Origin of the sequence: Prosthecochloris sp., assembly GCA_015482705.2 — a bacterium.
Lineage (GTDB): Bacteria > Bacteroidota > Chlorobiia > Chlorobiales > Chlorobiaceae > Prosthecochloris.
The window spans coordinates 1-20235 of record JADMLA020000012.1; the positions used below are offsets into that span (position 1 = coordinate 1).

17 protein-coding genes are annotated in these 20235 nt (G+C 48.3%); 6 read left to right on the forward strand and 11 right to left on the reverse strand.

Annotated features, from left to right (window positions below; all coding sequences use genetic code 11):
• Nucleotides 1-282, reverse strand: a 282-nt coding sequence (locus QZ209_RS02170) for a hypothetical protein (RefSeq protein WP_294344260.1), incomplete at its 3' end; no start/stop codon positions are given.
• The gene (gene tilS, locus QZ209_RS02175) at nt 261-1277 is read right to left on the reverse strand and encodes a tRNA lysidine(34) synthetase TilS (RefSeq protein WP_294344261.1); all 1017 of its coding nucleotides are present in this window, start codon (nt 1275-1277) and stop codon (nt 261-263) included. The genes tilS and QZ209_RS02170, both read right to left, overlap by 22 nt.
• 147 nt (nt 1278-1424) lie before the next feature.
• Between tilS and QZ209_RS02180 the strand changes: the two genes are divergently transcribed.
• The 5 genes from QZ209_RS02180 (at nt 1425) to dapA (ending at nt 6383) form a co-directional block, all read left to right on the forward strand.
• Nucleotides 1425-2069 (forward strand): phosphatidylserine decarboxylase, encoded by a 645-nt coding sequence (locus tag QZ209_RS02180; protein WP_294344262.1) that lies wholly within the window; start codon nt 1425-1427, stop codon nt 2067-2069.
• A gap of 127 nt (nt 2070-2196) precedes the next feature.
• Nucleotides 2197-2415 carry a twin-arginine translocase TatA/TatE family subunit gene (locus tag QZ209_RS02185; RefSeq protein ID WP_294344263.1) on the forward strand — a complete coding sequence of 73 codons (219 nt, stop codon included), beginning with the start codon at nt 2197-2199 and terminating at the stop codon, nt 2413-2415.
• Between the two features lie 105 nt (nt 2416-2520).
• On the forward strand, nt 2521-3522 hold the full coding sequence (locus QZ209_RS02190) for a lamin tail domain-containing protein (protein WP_294344264.1): 1002 nt from the start codon (nt 2521-2523) through the stop codon (nt 3520-3522).
• Between the two features lie 15 nt (nt 3523-3537).
• A complete protein-coding gene (gene recN, locus QZ209_RS02195; protein ID WP_366515732.1) occupies nt 3538-5280 on the forward strand; it encodes a DNA repair protein RecN in 1743 nt (580 codons plus the stop codon).
• A 209-nt stretch (nt 5281-5489) separates the two neighbouring features.
• A complete protein-coding gene (gene dapA, locus QZ209_RS02200) occupies nt 5490-6383 on the forward strand; it encodes a 4-hydroxy-tetrahydrodipicolinate synthase (RefSeq protein ID WP_294344266.1) in 894 nt (297 codons plus the stop codon).
• Here the strand turns inward: dapA and gcvPA are convergent.
• From gcvPA to rlmB, 3 genes are all read right to left on the reverse strand, one after another.
• Complete coding sequence (gcvPA, locus tag QZ209_RS02205) at nt 6376-7710, reverse strand: aminomethyl-transferring glycine dehydrogenase subunit GcvPA (RefSeq protein WP_294344268.1); 1335 nt, start codon at nt 7708-7710, stop codon at nt 6376-6378. The genes dapA and gcvPA overlap by 8 nt on opposite strands.
• A 4-nt stretch (nt 7711-7714) precedes the next feature.
• Nucleotides 7715-8095 carry a glycine cleavage system protein GcvH gene (gcvH, locus tag QZ209_RS02210; RefSeq protein WP_294344271.1) on the reverse strand — a complete coding sequence of 127 codons (381 nt, stop codon included), beginning with the start codon at nt 8093-8095 and terminating at the stop codon, nt 7715-7717.
• A 295-nt stretch (nt 8096-8390) separates the two neighbouring features.
• Complete coding sequence (rlmB, locus tag QZ209_RS02215; protein WP_294344274.1) at nt 8391-9122, reverse strand: 23S rRNA (guanosine(2251)-2'-O)-methyltransferase RlmB; 732 nt, start codon at nt 9120-9122, stop codon at nt 8391-8393.
• A 234-nt stretch (nt 9123-9356) separates the two neighbouring features.
• On the opposite strand from rlmB, the gene nifJ reads away from it, so the two are divergent.
• On the forward strand, nt 9357-12899 hold the full coding sequence (gene nifJ / locus QZ209_RS02220; protein ID WP_294344275.1) for a pyruvate:ferredoxin (flavodoxin) oxidoreductase: 3543 nt from the start codon (nt 9357-9359) through the stop codon (nt 12897-12899).
• Nucleotides 12900-13000: 101 nt separating this feature from the next.
• Here nifJ and QZ209_RS02225 read toward each other — a convergent pair whose 3' ends face one another.
• From QZ209_RS02225 to raiA, 6 genes are all read right to left on the reverse strand, one after another.
• Nucleotides 13001-14725 (reverse strand): tetratricopeptide repeat protein, encoded by a 1725-nt coding sequence (locus QZ209_RS02225; RefSeq protein WP_294344276.1) that lies wholly within the window; start codon nt 14723-14725, stop codon nt 13001-13003.
• A gap of 104 nt (nt 14726-14829) precedes the next feature.
• A complete protein-coding gene (gene ruvB / locus QZ209_RS02230) occupies nt 14830-15861 on the reverse strand; it encodes a Holliday junction branch migration DNA helicase RuvB (RefSeq protein ID WP_294344278.1) in 1032 nt (343 codons plus the stop codon).
• A 33-nt stretch (nt 15862-15894) separates the two neighbouring features.
• Nucleotides 15895-16860, reverse strand: a complete 966-nt coding sequence (locus QZ209_RS02235) for an ABC transporter permease (protein ID WP_294344280.1) — start codon at nt 16858-16860, stop codon at nt 15895-15897.
• A gap of 152 nt (nt 16861-17012) precedes the next feature.
• Nucleotides 17013-18650, reverse strand: coding sequence for a peptide-binding protein (locus QZ209_RS02240; protein ID WP_294344317.1), 1638 nt, complete (start codon nt 18648-18650; stop codon nt 17013-17015).
• Between the two features lie 121 nt (nt 18651-18771).
• The gene (gene hprK, locus QZ209_RS02245; protein ID WP_294344282.1) at nt 18772-19791 is read right to left on the reverse strand and encodes an HPr(Ser) kinase/phosphatase; all 1020 of its coding nucleotides are present in this window, start codon (nt 19789-19791) and stop codon (nt 18772-18774) included.
• 69 nt (nt 19792-19860) lie between these two features.
• Nucleotides 19861-20190, reverse strand: coding sequence for a ribosome-associated translation inhibitor RaiA (gene raiA / locus QZ209_RS02250; RefSeq protein ID WP_294344285.1), 330 nt, complete (start codon nt 20188-20190; stop codon nt 19861-19863).
• Nucleotides 20191-20235 lie beyond the last annotated feature (45 nt).

Here is a 20235-nt window from a genome sequence, read left to right on the forward strand (position 1 = left end):
GGAATCGGTCATCGTAAAAACTGATTTACCGCTGAGCTTCTTCAGGTCCGAAATGGAAAACGGAGAAAATAGGTAGCTGAATGACGAGTGACGAGTGACGAGTGACGAGTGACGAGTGACGAGTGACGAGTGACAAGTACTAAAGTAAAGATAAAAAAAGTCATCCTCGGGCAAGCGAAGCGCGACCCGGGGATCCATCTTCCAACGAACGCCACCATGGATGCCGCATCGAGTGCGGCATGACATCCCGCCATTCCCGATTACCCATTCCCGATTACCCATTCCCGATTACCTTTCCTCCCAAAAATCAAGTACTTCCCCTTCCAGGCAACCTCGAGTTCTGCAGACAGATCGATTCTACGTCCCGGTTGAGTTTCGAGAAGATCGACAAGCTGCTGCAGTATCCGCGATGAGGGTTCACGTCCGTAATCCTGTAAAGCCCGCTTCAAGAGCTCCTTTCTTTCGAAAACCGTCAACCGCAAGAGTGAAGACACCAGCAACCGGTGGTCGGTCAGGACAAGCCCTTCGTCATCCTGGGCAAGTCGTTCAAAATGCAGTTCGAGAAACTCCTCCAGTTCGGCAGCCTGATCCGAAATCCTTTGCAATGAAGGGAGTAGCTTGTTTTCAAAACGCTCCTCGATGAGAGGAATAACCTTGTGACGAATGAAGTTTCGATCCGGTTCAATTCCCAAGTTGCTTGCATCCGTCCGATAATCGATCTTTTTTTCCACGATGTACCCGAGGATATCCGCCTTCTGCATCAACAGCAACGGGCGAATGATATGGCCATGAAACGCACGGATTCCCCGTAAACCGGGAATCGATGTTCCCCGGAAAAGGTTAAACAAGATGGTTTCCGCATTGTCACTGACATGATGCCCTGTGGCGATCTTGTCGAAACCGTGCTGCTCGATCAGTTCATGAAAATAACCGTATCGCTCTATTCTCGCCGTCTCCTCTATCGACCGCTTCCATTCGTCAGCATCCTTTCGTGTATCGAAATGCTGAACATGACAGGTAAGGCCAAGTTTTTCAGCCTCTCGGCGAACATGCTCTTCATCGAGCAGACTACTCTGCCCCCTGAGCTGGAAATTGCAATGTGCAACGCTGACCCTGCAATGCAAAACCGGCCTGACCGCACAAAGAAGATGAAGCAAAGCCATGGAGTCAGGCCCCCCTGAAACTGCGGCCAGAACGTGTTCTCCTGTGAGAACAAGCTTGCGAACAATCAGCTGTTCAAGAAATTTCCTCTCGATATTGTTCAGCTCACGAGGCATATTGCAGTCTTTCTTTTTTATGAAACAGATTGTGTAATGTATCGTATTTTATCCCACAACAAACAAAATACACCGTCGAACACAATGTCTCGATGATCGAAAACGACGTGGAAAGCAACTATTTCAATAACGTAACACTCTCTCAATATGCCATCCCGTTACGGCCGTAGCACAATCGTCAAAACATTTCTCATCTGTACCCTACTCGCCGCCGGAGGTGTGTTATCCTCTGGATTCGTAAAAACCCTGCTGCTCGCAGCGGCTTCAGGTTTTTTCTTGTTCACGCTCTACTTTTTTCGGGACCCTTCACGTGTCGCACCTGCTGATCCGAACGCAATCCTTGCACCTGCTGATGGCAGGATACTTTTGATAAAAAAGGTTTCGCACCCTTTTACCGGAACGGATTCAATACTTGTGAGCATCTTCATGTCGCTTTTCAATGTCCATGTCAACAGAATCCCTTTCAATGGTAGAGTCGAACATCTTCGTTATCACAAGGGAAAATTTCTCATGGCATTCGATCATGAAAGCATGAACAACAATGAGCGAATGGAGATAGGTTTGAAAAACAGCGACTTTCCCATCTTTTTCACACAAGTTGCCGGATTTGTGGCCCGAAGAATCGTCTGTAACCTTGCAATCGGAGAACATGTCGAAGCGGGAAAACGATTTGGGATGATTAAATTCGGTTCCCGCCTCGACATCATCCTCCCCGCAAACACCCGAATTGTTGTTTCGGAAGGAGAGAAAACTCTTGCGGGAAAAACAGTGATTGCAATGCGCAACACATAACCACATAACCATATAGACCAAAAAACAAAAAACCTTGTTAAAAGCATGGGTATTGGTTATATATTTACATTCAAGCGGGCCGTATTCAGATTCCGCACCGTGACATAAATTATCAGGAGACACGACCATGTTTTTATTCGGGTTACCAGGTGGTTCAGAACTCATCTTGATTTTCTTGGTGATACTTCTGCTTTTCGGGGCCAAAAAGCTCCCGGAACTTGCAAGAGGACTAGGCCAAAGCATGAAAGAGTTCAGGAAAGCACAAACAGAAATAGAAGATGAATTCACCAAAGCGGTTGAAGATAAGCCCTCCGAAAAAAAGGACTCTTCTTCCGGCAACGGTTGAATGAAACAGTCCGGGAATGATATATTTCCGGACTTGCCTCATTTGTCGCCAACCACTTACCACGCGTTCGACATGCTCACCGACAACCAGTAAATAAACACCGTTATGCGGTTTTTTTTTATTCTTTTTTCGATTACGCTTTTTTTATCGTCCTGCGAAGCAAATAACGACCAAATATCACTTAACGGAACATCTGTAATTATCGAAAACAAAACCCTTCCGGTTATAAACGAAATTCTTTTCGCTCCAGTCCAGCGAAAAGATGACGGCCTCGAGGATCAACCTGATTTCGTGGAAATCTACAACCCCGGCAAAGAAACCGTCGATCTTCACGGCTGGCATTTCCAGGATTGCCCAACCTCGAGCGGTAAACGGTATACCTACCATTTTGCGGAAGATTCTTTGGCTGACAATCTCCTTGCCCCTGGACAATACGGCATCATAGTGCCGGAAGAAAGCCTGGATCGTGAAACCTCACGGCTTGTTCGGTTTTACGACTACCTTTCACACGCCCCCTCTGTTAAAATTTTCATCGTCCAGCGCAAAACATTTTCCCTCAATAACGATATGGACTGCATCACCCTGAAAGATGTCGATGGAACGGTCATCGACTCCGTTTCGTATAACAGTGCATGGCACAATCCTTACGTAAAAAACACAAAAGGCCGTTCTCTGGAAAAATTCAATGACCGCCTGTCGTCTAACGCCCCCGAAAGCTGGTCTTCTTCGATGGACAGCGAATACGCAGCAACTCCAGGGAAAAAAAACAGCATCTACCTGCCGACTGAACGGTTGAACCAAAAACCGTCATTGTCAATCGACCCTGAAACATTTACTCCCGGCAGTGAAAACAAGGCGATAATACGCTACAAACTGCCCGCCGGAGCGTATCAGGTTGCGGCGGCCATCTACGACAGTGACGGCAAGGCGATACGAAGCCTGGCCGAAGGACGTCCCTCTGGCCCTGAGGGACGTTTCGAATGGAATGGACTTTGCGACGACGGCACTGCTGCATTTTCCGGCCTTTACCTGATCAGGGTTACGATAGCCGGAAGTACATTCAGCGGTACGATCGAGCTCGAAGATGAAATGGCACTTGTCAGATGATAAAGCTTGATATTCATGTCATCGAAGCTTTATCTTTTGACTATGCTTACCAACCTTTACATCAAGAACTTCGCTCTGATCGAAGAACTCTCCATCGAGTTTTCCAAAGGCCTGACCATCATCACCGGTGAAACAGGCGCTGGTAAATCAATTCTCATAGGAGCCTTGAATCAGGTTCTCGGTATGAGAGCCAACAGCGACCTCGTCCGTTCGGGATCAAGCAAAGCGATTATAGAAGCGGTCATGGTTCCTGAAAACCTTCACAGGTTGTCTCCCATTCTCGAAGAGGCGGAAATCGATCAGGGTCAAGAGATCCTTCTACGCCGGGAGATTTCAGCAAAAGGACAATCACGATGTTTTATCAATGACTCCCCATGTACCCTGCAGGTTCTTAAACATGTAGGAGACCTTCTCATCGATCTTCACGGACAGCATGAACACCAGTTCCTCCTACACCCCGAAACACATGTTTCCATGCTGGACGAATTCGGACAGCTTGCTGAACGCGTCGAATCGTATCAAAAAGTTTATGCACACCTGAGACAGCGAAGAAAAGAACTCGAAAGAGTTGTTGCCGACACAGACCGGATACAGGAAAAACGCGATCTGCTCGAATACCAGTTGAAAGAACTGGAGTCGCTCGATCTCAAAAAAGGCGAAAGTATCGAACTTGAAGAAGAAATCAGGCTGCACGAAAATTCCGAAACACGTTTCAGTCTGTGTGCGATAATCAACGAGCAGCTGTACGATACGGAACGCTCGGCTTTTGTCCAGCTCTCTGAAGCCGTTCAACAGCTCGGCAGCCTGGCCGCAATAGACAAAAGTTTTCATCCGCACCTTGAAGATGCTGAAAGCGCAAAAAGTGTTGTCGAAGAACTCAGCCGAACCGTTCGAAGCTATTCTGAAAGAATCGAATTCAATCCAGAACACCTCGAAGTTCTCAGGGAACGCCAGATGCAGTTACAACGTGTAACGAAAAAGTACGGCAAAACAATCGAAGAGCTTATCGATCTCGAGGAAAACATCATTAGTGAACTTTCACTGGAAAACAACCTTTGTGAAAGAAATGAACAAATCCGCAAAGAAATAGCATCTCTCGAAACAGAGCTTTCAGAGCACGCAGCGGAAATATCTTCAGAACGGCTGAAAACAGCGGAACTTCTTGAAAAATCCATTGTGGGTGAGCTTCGAAAGCTCGGAATTCCCCACGGTGTGCTCAGCGTCGGCATTGGTCAGGATCTTTCGGAAAACGGGGATATATCCATTGAAGAAAAACGCTATACCGCTTATGATAATGGCTATGACCGTATCGAATTTCTTCTTTCCACAAACATCGGTGAATCGCCGAAACCACTTGCAAAAATTGCTTCTGGAGGAGAAATTTCAAGGGTGATGCTTGCCATGAAAAGCATACTTGCCGAAAACACTCAGCTCCCCATTCTCGTTTTCGATGAAATCGATACCGGTATAAGCGGCAGGGTTGCCGATGCTGTCGGGAGAAGTCTCAGGAACCTTTCAAGAACACATCAGATCATTTCGATTACCCATCTTGCACAAATAGCCGCGATGGCCGACAGCCACCTTTCAGTTGAAAAAACTGTAGAGAACGAGCGTACCTTGACGAAAGTCAGACCCCTCGACGGTGCGGAACATATCGAGGCGGTCGCAAATCTTATAAGCGGAAAACAACGTTCCGAATCCTCCCTGCGTGCTGCGGAAGAACTCATCGAACATGCAAAAACCACCGGGAAGGACTGAAAAAAACTGGGCATTTGGCAAACCGCTACAACCACCTGAGAACATAGCGCCCTTCTTCCGTTGCACCGCTCGCCAACCAGCAATGGCAGCAGTGAACAAATTAAACGTGATGCTCTGTAGCAAAAAAGATAAGTTTCTCTTATACTTACTACCAATCATGGATATCATGCAAGACTTGCAAAAGTCTTTCAACGCAGTTTAGATCGTTTATGTCAAAAAGAAAAATCACCGGTTCCGCTGTTGCCCTGGTAACACCCTTCAAGCAAGATATGTCGGTCGACAAGGAAGCATTGCGCCGCCTTGTGCAGTTTCATATTGCCGCGGGAACGGACATCATCATTCCATGCGGAACAACCGGAGAATCTCCGACACTCAGCGCCGACGAACAAACAGAAATAATCGGAATCGTCCGTGAAGAAGCCGGGAACAAACTCCTTGTGGCTGCAGGAGCGGGAACCAATGCCACGGACAATGCGGTAGCACTGGCGAGAAATGCTGAAAGAGCTGGGGCACAGGCGATCCTCTCGGTCGCCCCATACTATAACAAGCCCTCACAGGAAGGGTTCTATCAGCACTACAGCCATATCGCCGCGGCGGTTTCCATACCGATTATCGTCTACAACGTTCCCGGAAGAACAGGCAGCAATATGACGGCTCAAACCATTCTCCGTCTGGCGAATGACTGTGAAAATATCGCCGCCGTAAAGGAAGCATCGGACAATATGAGTCAAATCATGGAACTGCTTGCACTGCGTCCTCGAAGCTTTTCAGTTTTAACCGGCGAGGACCCGCTTATTTTGCCGTTCATGGCCCTTGGGGGAGACGGCGTCATATCGGTCGCGGCAAACCAGGTACCCGGAGAAATAAAGCAGCTTGTCACGTTGATGCATGAGGGTAATCTCGAGGAAGCAAGAGTGATCAACAACAGGCTCCGCAGGCTTTTCAACCTGAACTTCATCGAAAGTAACCCTGTACCGGTCAAATACAGCCTCTCACTGATGGGTATGATCGAAGAAGTATACCGCCTGCCACTCGTTGCCTTGCAAGAAGAGAATAAAGAAAAAGTCAAGGAAGAACTCAGAAACCTGGGGCTTGTCAGCTGACAGCCCCGAGTTTCCTGACAAAATCGTCAAGTTGCTCTTGCGTGCGCTTCTCGGTCACGGCAACAAGCAACCCTTCTTCACCCACAGCACGTAAATCGTAACCGGCAAGAATCCCCTGTTCCAGCATCGTAGCGACGACCTTCTCAGCAGGTACCGGTGTTTTCACAACGAATTCTCTGAAAAACGGCTGTTGATATTTCAACGAATATCCCGGCAGTTCGGCAATCTTATTGGCAAGATAATGCGATTTCCGCAAGGAATGGTCTGCAACTTCATTGAGCCCTCGCTTGCCGAGAAGAGAGAGATACACCACCGCCTGTAAAGCATTCAGAGCCTGATTTGTGCAAATATTCGAAGTTGCCTTCTCGCGTCGAATATGCTGTTCTCTTGTCTGCAGGGTAAGAATGAAACCATCGTCACCATCCTTGTCTTTCGTCAGCCCGACAAGCCGTCCCGGTATTTTACGAACATAGTCTTTCTTGACGGCAAAAATTCCGAGATAGGGACCGCCGAAATTCAATGCGCTGCCGAGAGGCTGCCCTTCGCCGACAGCTATATCTGCACCGTAATTGCCTGGAGCCTCGAGAATACCAAGAGAAACCGGATCTGCCGAAACGATGAAAAGTGCTCCGTTGTCGCGGGCAATGGAACCGATGCGATCGACATCCTCGAGGCATCCGTAGAAGTTCGGCTGCTGGACAATGACGGCAGCAATGCCTTCGTCGACCGTTTCCTCCAGGCTTTCAATATCGCAAACGCCATCAGCCAAAACATTTTGAACAACCGCACGGTCACCGCCGGCCTCTATGAATGTTTCGAGAACGTGCCGGGAATATGGATGCAGCTTGCCGGCAACAACAGCTTTTGAACGACCGGTGACGGCCATAGCCATCGAAACAGCTTCGGCAAGAGCTGTCGCACCGTCATAAAGCGATGCATTTGCTGTATCCATACCATAGAGTCTACAGATCATGCTCTGGTACTCATAGATAGCCTGGAGCGTACCCTGGGAAACCTCTGCCTGATAGGGGGTATACGCGGTGTAAAACTCACTGCGCGATACAATGGTCTTGATTGCAGAAGGGATATAATGATCATAGGCACCTCCACCGAGATAACTTGTATGACTCGCGGTAGAGACATTACTTGCAGCGAGTTGTTCCATAAGCTGCATCACTCGAGGCTCGGTGAGCGCTGCAGGAAGATCGAGCGGCCCTTTCAGACGAAGTTCCTCGGGGATGTCCGTAATCAGTTCGTCAAAAGATGCAACCCCTATTCCTTTGAACATCTCTTCACGGTCGCCGTCAGTATTGGCAATAAATGGCATTGCACTACTCCCCGACTGTTTTTTTGTACTGCTCGGCAGTCATCAACGCATCGAGCTGCGTCGGATCATCCATGGAAATCTCTATCATCCAGCCCTCTTCATAAGGATTGGTATTGACGACTTCCGCCGCTTCGAGAGCTTCATTTACGGCTTTGATCGTGCCGGCAACCGGCGCAAACAGATCGGCAACGGTTTTTACGGCCTCGACTGTACCGAAAACCTCATGCTGCGTCAAGGAAGTTCCCACGGGCTTTGTTTCAACAAAAACAACATCACCCAGTTCGGACTGGGCAAAATCGGTTATTCCAACACGAACTGTTCCATCTTCAAGCACTTTGACCCATTCATGGTCATTGGTATAACGGAGATCATCAGGAAAATTCATGGCCGTGAGCTGTTTAATTGTTCAGTGAGATTGAAAGCGGTCAATTAAAAAACCAAGGTAATATTTTTTTGCATCTGGCAAAAGATGGGAAAACTGCCCGCGCCAGGCGGAAATCCGTCTCCAGTACTCGGTCGGTAACCGGCAAAAAGCAGGAAAAACCGTTGTGAGAGTTTCAAGAGCGAAACGAACGGAGTCCCGATACTATCGGGAGAGTGTCCCGACTTGTCGGGACATGAGGAATCCGGGCACAGCTCAACGAAGCTCGAAGAAACCGCAGCAGGTTTTTCAAGACACCCTACAACAACCGTTGACGCATCGCTTCGTAGAGCAATACCCCTGCCGAAACACTTACGTTGAGAGACTCGACACAACCGGCCATCGGTATACGGACAAGACAGTCACACTGTTCACGGCTATGAGGTGTGAGCCCCCGTCCTTCACTTCCCATAAGCAAGACCGAAGGAAGCCTGAAATCAATGTCGGTGTAGTTTTTCTCGGCATGCATATCCGCTGCGATAACCTGATACCCTTTTTCCCGAAGCATTTTAAGGCAGGCAACAAGACTTCTCACCTTACAAAGCCTTATGTGCGAAGCCGCCCCTGCCGACGCTTTGTGCACCGCTGCATTGATGGGGGTACCTTTGCCGTCGATCAGTATGACGGCATCGGCTGCAACCGCTTCGGCAGTACGGATGATAGCTCCGACGTTATGTGGGTCATTCAGCCCGGGAAGGATAACGATCAAAGGACTGGTATTGCGAGGGTTCTGAAAAATTTCATCGAGCTGATAATAACGTATCGTGCTGATCAGTGCGCAAACCCCCTGATGCTTGGTTGTTCCTGCAATCTCACCGAGTTTCTCAAGACGAGCTTTACCTGTCGGAATCTTTGAACGTTTGGCTGTAATGAGAATTTCTTTGAGCTTGTGATGCCCTGTATTGAACTGCATGTAAATCTTTTCGATCTTTTCAGGGTTCGAAGCGAGCAGCTCGAGCACAGCGTTCCTGCCATAGACAATATCATTCATGAAAATAAACCTCGAAAAAAGTCAATTAAACAAAAGGCTTAAAAAAAGTAAGCCGGTTACAGACGCCGGAATCAAACAGCCGACAACTTTATCATATCGAAATGTAATTAAAATGATGTATATTGATTCTTTGATTATTTTTTCGGTTCGAAGGAGAATCAATCGTTCCGACATACCTGATACAGTTACACGTTAAGTCCAGCAAACAATAACCTGTTTTCTATTTTTTATACAATGAGTCGGATTTATAAGACATTGGAAGGCAATGAAGCACTGGCTTATGTTGCCTATCGTACAAACGAGGTTATCTCAATATATCCTATTACGCCGGCCTCGAACATGGGAGAGTATTCAGACGCATGGGCTGCAGAAGGACTCCCGAACGTTTGGGGCACCGTCCCACTGGTAGATGAAATGCAGAGTGAAGCAGGTGCTGCCGCTGCGGTTCATGGCGCTGTCCAGACAGGAGCCCTGACCACAACGTTTACCGCCGCCCAGGGTTTGCTTCTCATGATTCCGTCGATGTACAAGATCGCGGGTGAGCTGAGCCCCTGTACCATCCACGTCTCGGCGCGCTCACTTGCCTGCCAGGCACTTTCCATCTTCGGTGACCATGGCGATGTGATGTCGGTACGCGGAACAGGTTTCGCACTGCTCTCGTCATGTTCCGGTCAGGAAGTCATGGATCTTGGATTGATCGCCGAAGCGGCCACGCTCGAGTCACGCGTGCCGTTTCTCCATTTCTTCGACGGCTTCCGTACCTCGCATGAAATCACCAAGATAGAAATGCTCTCCAATGATCAGATCAAGAGCATGATAGACGACGAACTGGTTACCGCCCATAGAAACCGGAGGATGTCACCCGATGCACCGATCATTCGGGGAACATCGCAGAACCCGGACGTCTACTTCCAGGGCCGTGAAACCGTCAACCCGTTCTACAATGCCTGCCCGGACATTGTTGAAAAAACAATGGACAAATTCGCTGAACTGACCGGACGTCAGTACAAGCTCTACCAATACTACGGTGCCCCGGATGCAGATCGTGTCATTGTCATGATGGGATCTGGTGCTGAAACCGCACTCGAAACAGTTGAATACCTCAACCGTCAGGGCGAAAAAGTCGGCTTGATCAAGATTCGCCTCTACCGCCCGTTCGATGTCAAGCGATTCCTGGCTGCGCTCCCGTCGACCGTCAAATCCATTGCCGCACTTGACCGTATGAAGGAACCGGGCAGCGCCGGAGAACCGCTCTATCTCGACGTTGTCAACGCCATTCACGAAGGTATGGACGAAGGCCATCCCGAAGTGATAGGCGGGCGGTACGGCCTCTCATCGAAAGAGTTCACGCCAGCCATGGTCAAGGCAGTATTCGATAACCTTGCACAGGAAGAACCGAAAAATCATTTTACCGTCGGCATTACAGACGACGTTACGCATACAAGCCTCGATTACGACGAGAACCTCTGTATAGAGGAAGAAAACGTTTTCAGGGCCATGTTCTACGGCCTCGGATCGGATGGTACGGTCGGCGCGAACAAAAACACCATCAAGATTATCGGTGAAAACACCGATAACTATGCTCAGGGCTACTTTGTCTACGATTCCAAAAAAGCCGGCTCGATTACCGTTTCGCACCTCAGGTTCGGTCCTGATCCCATCAGATCAACCTACAAGGTATCGACGGCACATTTTGTCGGGTGTCACCACTGGATTTTCCTCGAATCGATCGATCTGGTGAAAAACCTCAAGGAAGGCGGAACACTTTTGGTGAACTCTCATTATTCACCCGATCAGCTCTGGGACCAGCTACCGAAGCTCGTACAGGAGCACCTGATAAACAAAAAAGCGAAACTTTATACAATCGATGCGTACAAGGTGGCGGAGCAAAGCCACATGGGTCAGCGAATCAATACGATCATGCAGGCCTGCTTCTTTGCCATCTCGGGTGTACTTCCCCGCGAAGAAGCCATTGAAAATATCAAGGAATCGATTCGCGAAACCTACGGAAAAAAAGGTGACGAAATAGTCAACCAGAACATTCAGGCGGTCGAGAACTCTGTATCAAATCTCCACGAGGTTCCCCTCGGCTCTGTTGCCGACAGCAAAAAAGCGATGCGGCCTCCTATTTCTGGTGAAGCTCCCGAGTTCGTCTGTAACACCCTGGCGAAAATCATATCGGGCGAAGGAGACGATATACCGGTAAGCCAGATGCCTCCTGACGGTACATTCCCGGTCGGCACCTCGAAATTCGAAAAACGCAACCTGGCTGAAAAGGTTCCGGTATGGGAAAAGGATATTTGCATCCAGTGCGGTAAATGCGCACTGATGTGCCCGCACGGCGTTATCCGCTCCAAGGCGTACGACCCGAAATATCTCGAGAACGCACCGAAGACATTCAAATGCATCGATGCAAAAGGAAAGAACTGGAATGGCCTGAAATATACCATTCAGGTAGCGGTGGAAGACTGTACCGGTTGTGAAATCTGTGCTCATATCTGCCCTGCAAGGGACAAGAAAGATCCTGAACGTCATGCTCTGAACATGGATCTCCAGGCTCCTATTCGCGAAGATGAAATCGATAACTGGAACTACTTTATCAATATTCCCGAGTTCGACCGTTCCTTGATAAACCCTCGTCTCATCAAGGAACAACAACTGCAGCAGCCTCTTTTTGAATTCTCCGGAGCATGTGCTGGTTGCGGGGAGACACCATACGTAAAGCTCATGACCCAGCTTTACGGAGATCGTCTCGTCCTTGGCAACGCCACCGGCTGCTCCTCCATTTATGGCGGTAACCTGCCGACAACTCCATTCTGTACAAACCCTGACGGCCTCGGCCCAACATGGTCGAACTCATTGTTCGAAGATACTGCCGAGTTTGCCATGGGTTTCAGAATTTCGATCAACAAACAGAAGGAATATGCCGAAGAACTGGTTAAAGAGCTTTCAGCAGAGATAGGGGAAACCCTTTCAACTGAAATCCTCGAAGCCACACAGGAAAACGAACCGGCAATTTTCGAACAGCGTAAACGGGTAAAAGTTCTTAAAGAAAAACTTGCGGGCATTGACCGCCCTGAAGCGACGAACCTGCTCGGCGTAGCCGATATGCTGGTCAAGAAAAGCGTCTGGGGTATCGGTGGAGACGGCTGGGCATACGACATCGGCTATAGCGGAGTCGACCATGTCACCGCAAGCGCTGAGAACGTCAACCTTCTGGTACTCGATACCGAAGTATATTCCAATACAGGCGGTCAGTCATCCAAGGCCACCCCGAAAGCGGCTGTCGCGAAGTTCGCCGCAGCAGGACGTCCTTTGCAGAAAAAAGATCTTGGCATGATCTCCATGACCTACGGCACCGCTTATGTCGCCAGTGTAGCACTTGGTTCGAGGGACGAGCACACGGTAAAAGCGTTCCTCGAAGCCGAAGCATATGACGGCCCATCGGTCATCATAGCCTACTCTCATTGCATCGCTCACGGCATAGATATGGCTATCGGCATGGGACACCAGAAAGCCGCCGTTGATTCAGGGCACTGGCTGCTTTACCGTTACAACCCGGACAGAAGAAAAGAAGGCAAGAATCCATTGATTCTCGATTCGAAAAAACCGAAAATTCCAGTCGAGCAGTTCCTGAATATGGAAAACCGTTTCCGTATGCTCAAGAAAAGCCATCCTGACTTGGCGAAGGAGTTCTTCGTTGAAATACAGCGAGAGGTCGATGCCCGTTACGCAACATACGAGTACCTCGCCGCAAGAAAATTCGAAAACGATTAACTTCAGGATTTTACAAACCGGATAAAAAGCAAAAAGGGTGCTCGATTTTTCTCGATGCACCCTTTTTTTAATTTCCCTGTTACCTGCTACCCATCTCCCTTTTAACTTTTTCCCTTTGACTCTTGACTTGCGTTTTCTTTCCTCAACAGATCTGCTTTATCGAGATGCTCCTGCGCTTTAACAGGTTCTCCCAACACACGGTAGATTTCCGCAAGATGTTCATAAATTTCAGGCTCGTTGGGCTCCATTGAAAGAGCCGTCTCGATGATTTCGCGCGCTTTCCGATAATCTCCTGTTTTATAGTACAGCCACCCGAGAGTATCGAGAAAAACCGGATTTTCAGGTTCTGCATGTACAGCCTGTTTCGCATATTGCATTGCCTCATCGAGTCTTTCCCCTCTTTCGGCATAGAGATAAGCCAGATTGTTCAAAGCCAATGCATTTTCCGGATCGATCCCAAGAACATCATTGTACGCTTCGATGCTTTTTTCCGGTTTTTTCAATGTATCATAAGCCATTGCACGGGTAATATGTGCTTGAACAAGCAGCCATGAGGGTGCATCCTGTTTCTCGTAGCTACGGGCTTTCTCGAGCACCCTCACCGATTTGAGGTGGGAACCGGACCTGAAAAGAGCGTACCCGTTAAAAACGTCGAGGCGCAGTGACGATCTCCCGGCACGTTTCTTTGCCAGTGAAACAGTATCGAAAACATTGTGATACTGTTCCTGAAGCATAAATGTCGAGGCAAGTTCTTCCCATGCAAAAAGATTTTCCGGATTCAGTTCAAGAGCTTTTTGAAAGTCCTCTTGCGCCTTGCTGTACTTTTTCTGAACACGCAGAGACATCCCTCTCAGCACATAAACAGAAGGCTCATCTGGCTGATACATCACCAGTTCATTCACCATCGAGTGAACATGCCCGCTATAAGACGGCTCATTTTCCGCCCTGATCATGAATAGTTTTACAGCCTCGACTTTCTTGGGAAATTCAATTGTGTCGATTGCATAAAATCGCCTTAACTCCGTCAAAAACAATTCACGCTCCCCCTGCTCGATATACGTTTCGAAAAGCGCTATCCATGCTGGAACGAACGAAGGCGTTTCCTCGATCATTTTCCGGAATATTTGCAGCGCTTTGGACGGTTTGCCGGATTGCAGATAGAGCTCTCCAAGCGTCAGTTGGAGTTTGTTGTTGGTACCGTTTGCCTCCATCATGTTTTCCAGACTGTGAATCGCCGCACCGTATCGTTTCAACTTCAGTTCCAACCATAGTGACTGAACCTGGGCGTTCTCATTCGAGGGATCGAATTGAAGAATGCGGGCAAAAGTCTCCAAGGCTTCTTCATGCTTTTCATCCGCAAGATATGCATGCGCAAGAAAAAAAAGACTGCGCGTATCAGAAGGTTCGATCGCCACAAGCTTTTCAAATTGCGCAGCAGCATCGGAGAACATCTTCATGTCGAAATAGATTCCAGCGAGGAGATGACGGTAATAGTTGTTTGTAGCATTGAACTCGACCGCCTTTTCTGCATAATACTTTGCAGAATCCGGTACAGCCAACGCCACATATGTTTTTGAAAGAGAGAAATACACCGCAGCGTTTTCAGGTTCTGCTGCCAAAACTTTCTGAAACTGTGTAATTGCAGTTTGATAATCCCCGCTGACCGCCGATAGTGATCCTTCGACAAATAGATCTCTCGACCCGTTGGCAGGAGAATCCAGAGGAGCCTGACTCGCTTTTCCCATAGATGCACTACCCGTACACCCGGAAAAAATGAAACCGGCAACAAACAGCGAAAGAACGACAAGACGAAACGGTGCAGTCATGGCATCATGTTTGGATAAACGTTGATTCGTGGCTCGCGGGATTTCAATGGAAAAACCAAAAGGATTCTTGCATTATTCATTCTTAGAATTGTCGATAGTCCTTGCTACGTATTCTCGAATAAGGGCCCGTCTGGTTGTGAGCCAGGGAAAGAACCGGTGAACTTCAAGTAAGCATTTTTTGTAGCCACCCTTCCTCTGGGAGTCCTCGAAATGAACCCGGTCTGTATAAGATATGGCTCATACACCTCCTCGATCGTATCTTGTTCCTCGCCAACGGAAACCGCCAGGGAGGATATTCCAACCGGACCGCCATCGAATTTTTCAATCAGGGTCAGCATGATTTTTTTATCCATATCATCGAGGCCATCGTCATCGATTTCAAGCGCAGCAAGCGTTTTGCGTGCTATTTGAGTCGAAATGACGTGAGCATCGGCAACCTGTGCGAAGTCACGGGCACGCTTGAGCAGACGATTTGCAATACGTGGGGTCCCTCGGGAGCGCCCGGCGATTTCTGCCGCTGCACTACCCTCGATGGCAACCCCGAGGATTGTCGCAGTCCGGATGATAATACGCTCGAGAACCTCGGAAGAGTAATAATCCAAGCGGCTGGATATCCCAAAACGGGCCCGGAGAGGAGAGGTCAGCATTCCCGCCCTGGTTGTCGCACCAACCAGCGTAAACGGTTCGAGTTTCAATTGTACAGCGCGTGCCGAAGGGCCGCTCTCGAGTAGAATATCGATACGAAAATCCTCCATTGCAGAATACAGATACTCTTCGACAGCCGGAGTCAGCCGGTGGATCTCGTCGATAAAAAGAACATCCCCTTTGTTGAGACTCGTAAGGATACCGGCAAGGTTTCCGGGTTTATCGAGCAGAGGGCCGGACGACACTTTTATTCCCCCGCCAAGTTCCGCAGCAATGATATGTGCAAGGGTTGTTTTTCCAAGACCGGGTGGGCCGGAAAACAGAACGTGATCGAGAGCTTCCCCTCTTTTCCTCGCTGCAGCTATAAATATGCGCAGGTTCTCTGTAAGACGCGGTTGCCCGGTAAAATCATCGAGCTGGACAGGGCGAATTTGTTCTTCAAATCTTTCCTCCGCTGAATTGGCAGGGGTATTCAACAATTCATCTCGCACGGCAGCAACAGAAAAAGGTTTGTAAATAACTGATTACAGCTTGATTCTCGGATCAACGACAGCATAAAGCACATCGGCAATGAGATTACCCATGATAATCAACGTACCGGAAATGAAAGTATTCGCGATGATCAACGGATAATCACGGGCAAAAATAGCCTCGACCGTTACGCGTCCCATACCGGGAAAAGCAAAAATAACCTCGATGAACAACGCTCCGCTGAAAATGAACGGTAACGATCCGCCCATGAGGGTAATGACCGGCAAAAGAGCATTACGAAGAGCATGACGTACGATCACCACTTTTTCGGGTAACCCTTTCGCTCTTGCTGTCCGGATATAATCCTGACGTATCACCTCGAGCATACTGCCCCGAACATAACGGGCGATACCGGCAGCTCCATTAATACTCAATACCGTAACCGGCAGCACAAGGTGCCATAACCTGTCCAGCATAAACCTGAACGGACCATAGGACTCTGCCCCGACCTCGTTGAGGCCCGACACTGGAAAAATCGGTAATTTGAGCGCAAAGACAATGATCATCATCAAGGCAAACCAGAACTCGGGCATCGAGTAAAAAAAAAGTGCTCCTACTGTCAGGAATCTATCGAGGAAGCTGTTCTGCCTGACTGCTGAAACAACTCCGATGACGATGCCGAGAATGAAGTTTGCGACCAGAGTAAGCAGGGCGATAGTGATGGTAACAGGCAATGCCTGCGCTATAACATCGAACACAGGTTGTTGTGCACGGCTGAAACTGCGCCCAAAGTCTCCCTGAAGCACACTTCCAAGCCATTTTATATACTGAATAAACACCGGATCATTCAATCCGTACTGTTCACGAATCTGATCGGCAACTTTGGGGCTTATCCCGGGCTGTATGAACAGCGCTGCAGGATCACCGGGTGCCAGCCTGATAATGAAAAATGTGAGAGTCAAAACACCGAACACCAGCGGTATGGCAACCAGCAAACGGCGCACTATGTAGACAAACATCGATTAGTTGATTCGTGATTCGTTAGAGAAAGCCGTCACGCCGCCCCTGTAATAACAACAAACAGTATACAACATTACTCCCACATCCATCTTTTTCCTCTCCCCTTTTAACCTTTACCTTTTGACTTTTACCTTCTCACTTTTTTCCTCACCTACTCAGCAACGCTCGCGGACGGAGAAAGCGTCCAATCGTCGACGTTGTAAAAAGTACTGAGTATGTTGAGTTCCTCGCCTTCTACCCGTTTGTTGAATCCTTGAGTCTCTTGTATCCAGTAAAGAAACGTCGTCGGCTGATCACGATGCAGAATCTCCTGATACTCCATCCAGTATGGCCTCGCATCAAGTGGATTCAACTCGGTTTTTGCAAGTTCACAAAGCTCATCGATCCTCGGATTTTGGTAACCGGTAAAGTTGAAGCGGCTTTTTTCCAGATCGGAACCCCAACCGTCAAGAGGATCGATTTCAAGTCCAATAGACCATCCGGCCATCCATGCATCGATTTTTCGCAAACGCAGATTCTCAAAAAAGACATTCGATTCCTGAACATCGAGCTGACAATCGATACCGATTTCCCTGAGATTTTGCTGAATGATGACGCTCGCGAAATTTCTTCGTTCATTCCCGGCATTGGTAAAGAGAACGAAACTGAACTTCCTGCCATTTTTTTCACGGATGCCATCAGGCCCCGGCACCCATCCCTCTTGTTCCAAAAGCCTGATGGATTCGGCGGGATCATAGGAATAAGGAACGACTGCATCGTTGTAAGCCCATTTCAAAGAAGGAGATATATCGGTGCTTGCGACCACCCCGTACTCTCCGAGATAACCGTCGAGAATGGATTGTCTATCGATCGCCAGAGTCAAAGCTCGCCGAACAATTGTCGATCCGAACAAAGGGTGCGGCTTTATGGTGCCATCTCGATGATAAGCAGTATGATCGATATTCGACCACCCGACATAGTCATAGACACGAAGTCCGACAGGCTTAATTTCCACAGCGGCTTTTGCAGTTGCGAGCCCGTCGAAGTCTTCCGGCTTTATATTTTCGACGACATCCACTGCACCGGTCTGCAACTGCGCCAGACGTACGGTATAATCAGGCACGATTCTGAACATGATACGCGGGATAGTACCGGGTTTGGGAAGGTTGTTCTTCGGATTCGAAGCCAGAACAATCTGTTGCTGTTTCTGCCAATCTTGAAGAACGTAAGGTCCTGCACCAAGCGGGTTCTGGTTGAGCGATGAATGCCTGAACTCTTGTGACGGCACCTCCCTCCACACATGTTTTGGGAGCGGTGTCAAGGTAGTATGGAACAAGGCCAGTTGCTCGGGAATAGGTTTGTAAAAGTTGAAAACCAGTGTTGTATCGTCAGGCGTTTCGATCGCGTTGTCGAAATCAATTTCTCCTTCTTCAGCACCGATGAGTTCAGCAAGATACTGCTGACGAGGACTTGCGATAACAGGGTTGGCGTACAGTTCGTACGTGAACTTGAAATCATGCGAGGTTATAGGAACACCGTCATTCCAGAATGCATCACTTCTCAGCATATACGTTATCGAGCGATGGTCTTCACTCATTTTCCAGGTTCTGGCAAGGGCTCCCGCCGCTTTCTCACCGGGATCCTGCCCGCCCTCTTCTCTCAGTTTTTTTTCAAGAGCCATAAAGTTCAGGAGACCCGACGTCGTGTCGAACTCACTTTTCAACAACCCCGGATAAAGAAGACTGTAAACGTTGCGCGATGTCACCGAAGCTCCGATAACCGGATTGAGATAGCTGGCATCACCGAGCATCGCGATCACCAGCGTCGAATCACCAGCGGAGGCACCACTCACTCGTCCTTTTCCGGAACAGCCGGCAAACATGACAACAAACAATAGAGAAATGACGGCAATACCTTTCATACTTGTTTTTCTATTCATAATCTTTTGCAAAGTAGTTACTGCCAAACCGGGTGTTCAGCATTGACTCCCCATCGATGGATCGTTTAATCCTGTCTTCAAGAGCTTCTGCAGCTACATATCCCGAGTGTTGCTGTAGCAGATAGTTGAGGGCGACAACCTCGATGATCACGGTAATATTTTTACCCGGATTGATAGGTAACTGAACCAATGGCACCTCGACACCGAGAATCCTCGTTGTTTTTGTATCGAGACCCAAACGTTCATAATCTATTCCCTCATTCCACTCCAGCAACTCAACAACCACCTGCACAACCTTTTTTTCCCTGATCGCTCTGATACCAAAAGCAGCCCTGACGTCAACCACTCCAAGACCGCGAATTTCCATAAAATGATCGATGATGTTATTTCTCGAAGCGATCAGCACTTTCTCACCCTTCCTGTTGATAACGACAGCATCGTCAGCAACCAGCCGATGCCCTCGTTCAACCAGATCAAGAGCGACCTCCGACTTTCCAAGGCCACTTTTCCCAACCAGAAAAACCCCAACGCCATAAACATCGACCATCGAACCATGATACTGCTGATAAACCGAAAATCGATCAACGAGAAAATCGGTAATCAGAAAAATGGTTTTTGTAGAAGCGTTCCGCGTAGCCAAAACAGCAATACCGGCTTCGGTGGCCATATCGAGCAAAACCTTATCCAGTTTGTTGTTGCTTGTAAGAATAATGCATGGAACTTTATACTTGACGATATTATCAAACGCCTTTATCCTCGTCTTGTCATCGAGTTGATTGAGAAATCTTGTCTCGGTATTACCGAGAATCTGAACCCTTTTGTAGGTAAAAAGATTGGTGAATCCTGCCAGCGCCAGACCTGGACGGTGAAGATCCCTGTCGTAAATGCGCCTTTTTTGCTCATCGACCTTGTTCAACCGACGAAGCTTTATATCGATGCTCTTGTTGATATTTTCAATAAAATACTCAACGGTCATCGACCGCCTTTTCAAGCCTTTTTGATCGAAGTTCATGGTAGTAAACAAGCTAAGAGGTGCCTCAAAGAACAACAGGGCCGAATCTCCGGCCCTGTTGTTTGAAAATTACCTGTGATTCTGCAGCTTTTCCTTATGTTTCCTCAACTGCCTTCCCAGTGAATCAACACAACTGTCGATTGCCTGCTCATACTTTGCCGCCGCTTCCTTGGCAACGAGAACGTTCTGAGGAATATGGACCGTTATTTCCGCAAGCTTGTTTTTCTCGAAGTCGTTTTTCTGATGATCCAGTATTACATGACAGTTGACAATGCCGGAAAAGATCTTGTCCAACACCTGCACGGCATCACGTGCGTACTGTTCTATTTCACGATGGTTATTTGTGTGTCGTAAGGTAACCTGTACGTTTACCGCTTCTTTTACTTCCGTCCTTGCCATAGGCACCCTCCTTTTAAAATAATGTATGAAAAACAGAAAAGAACA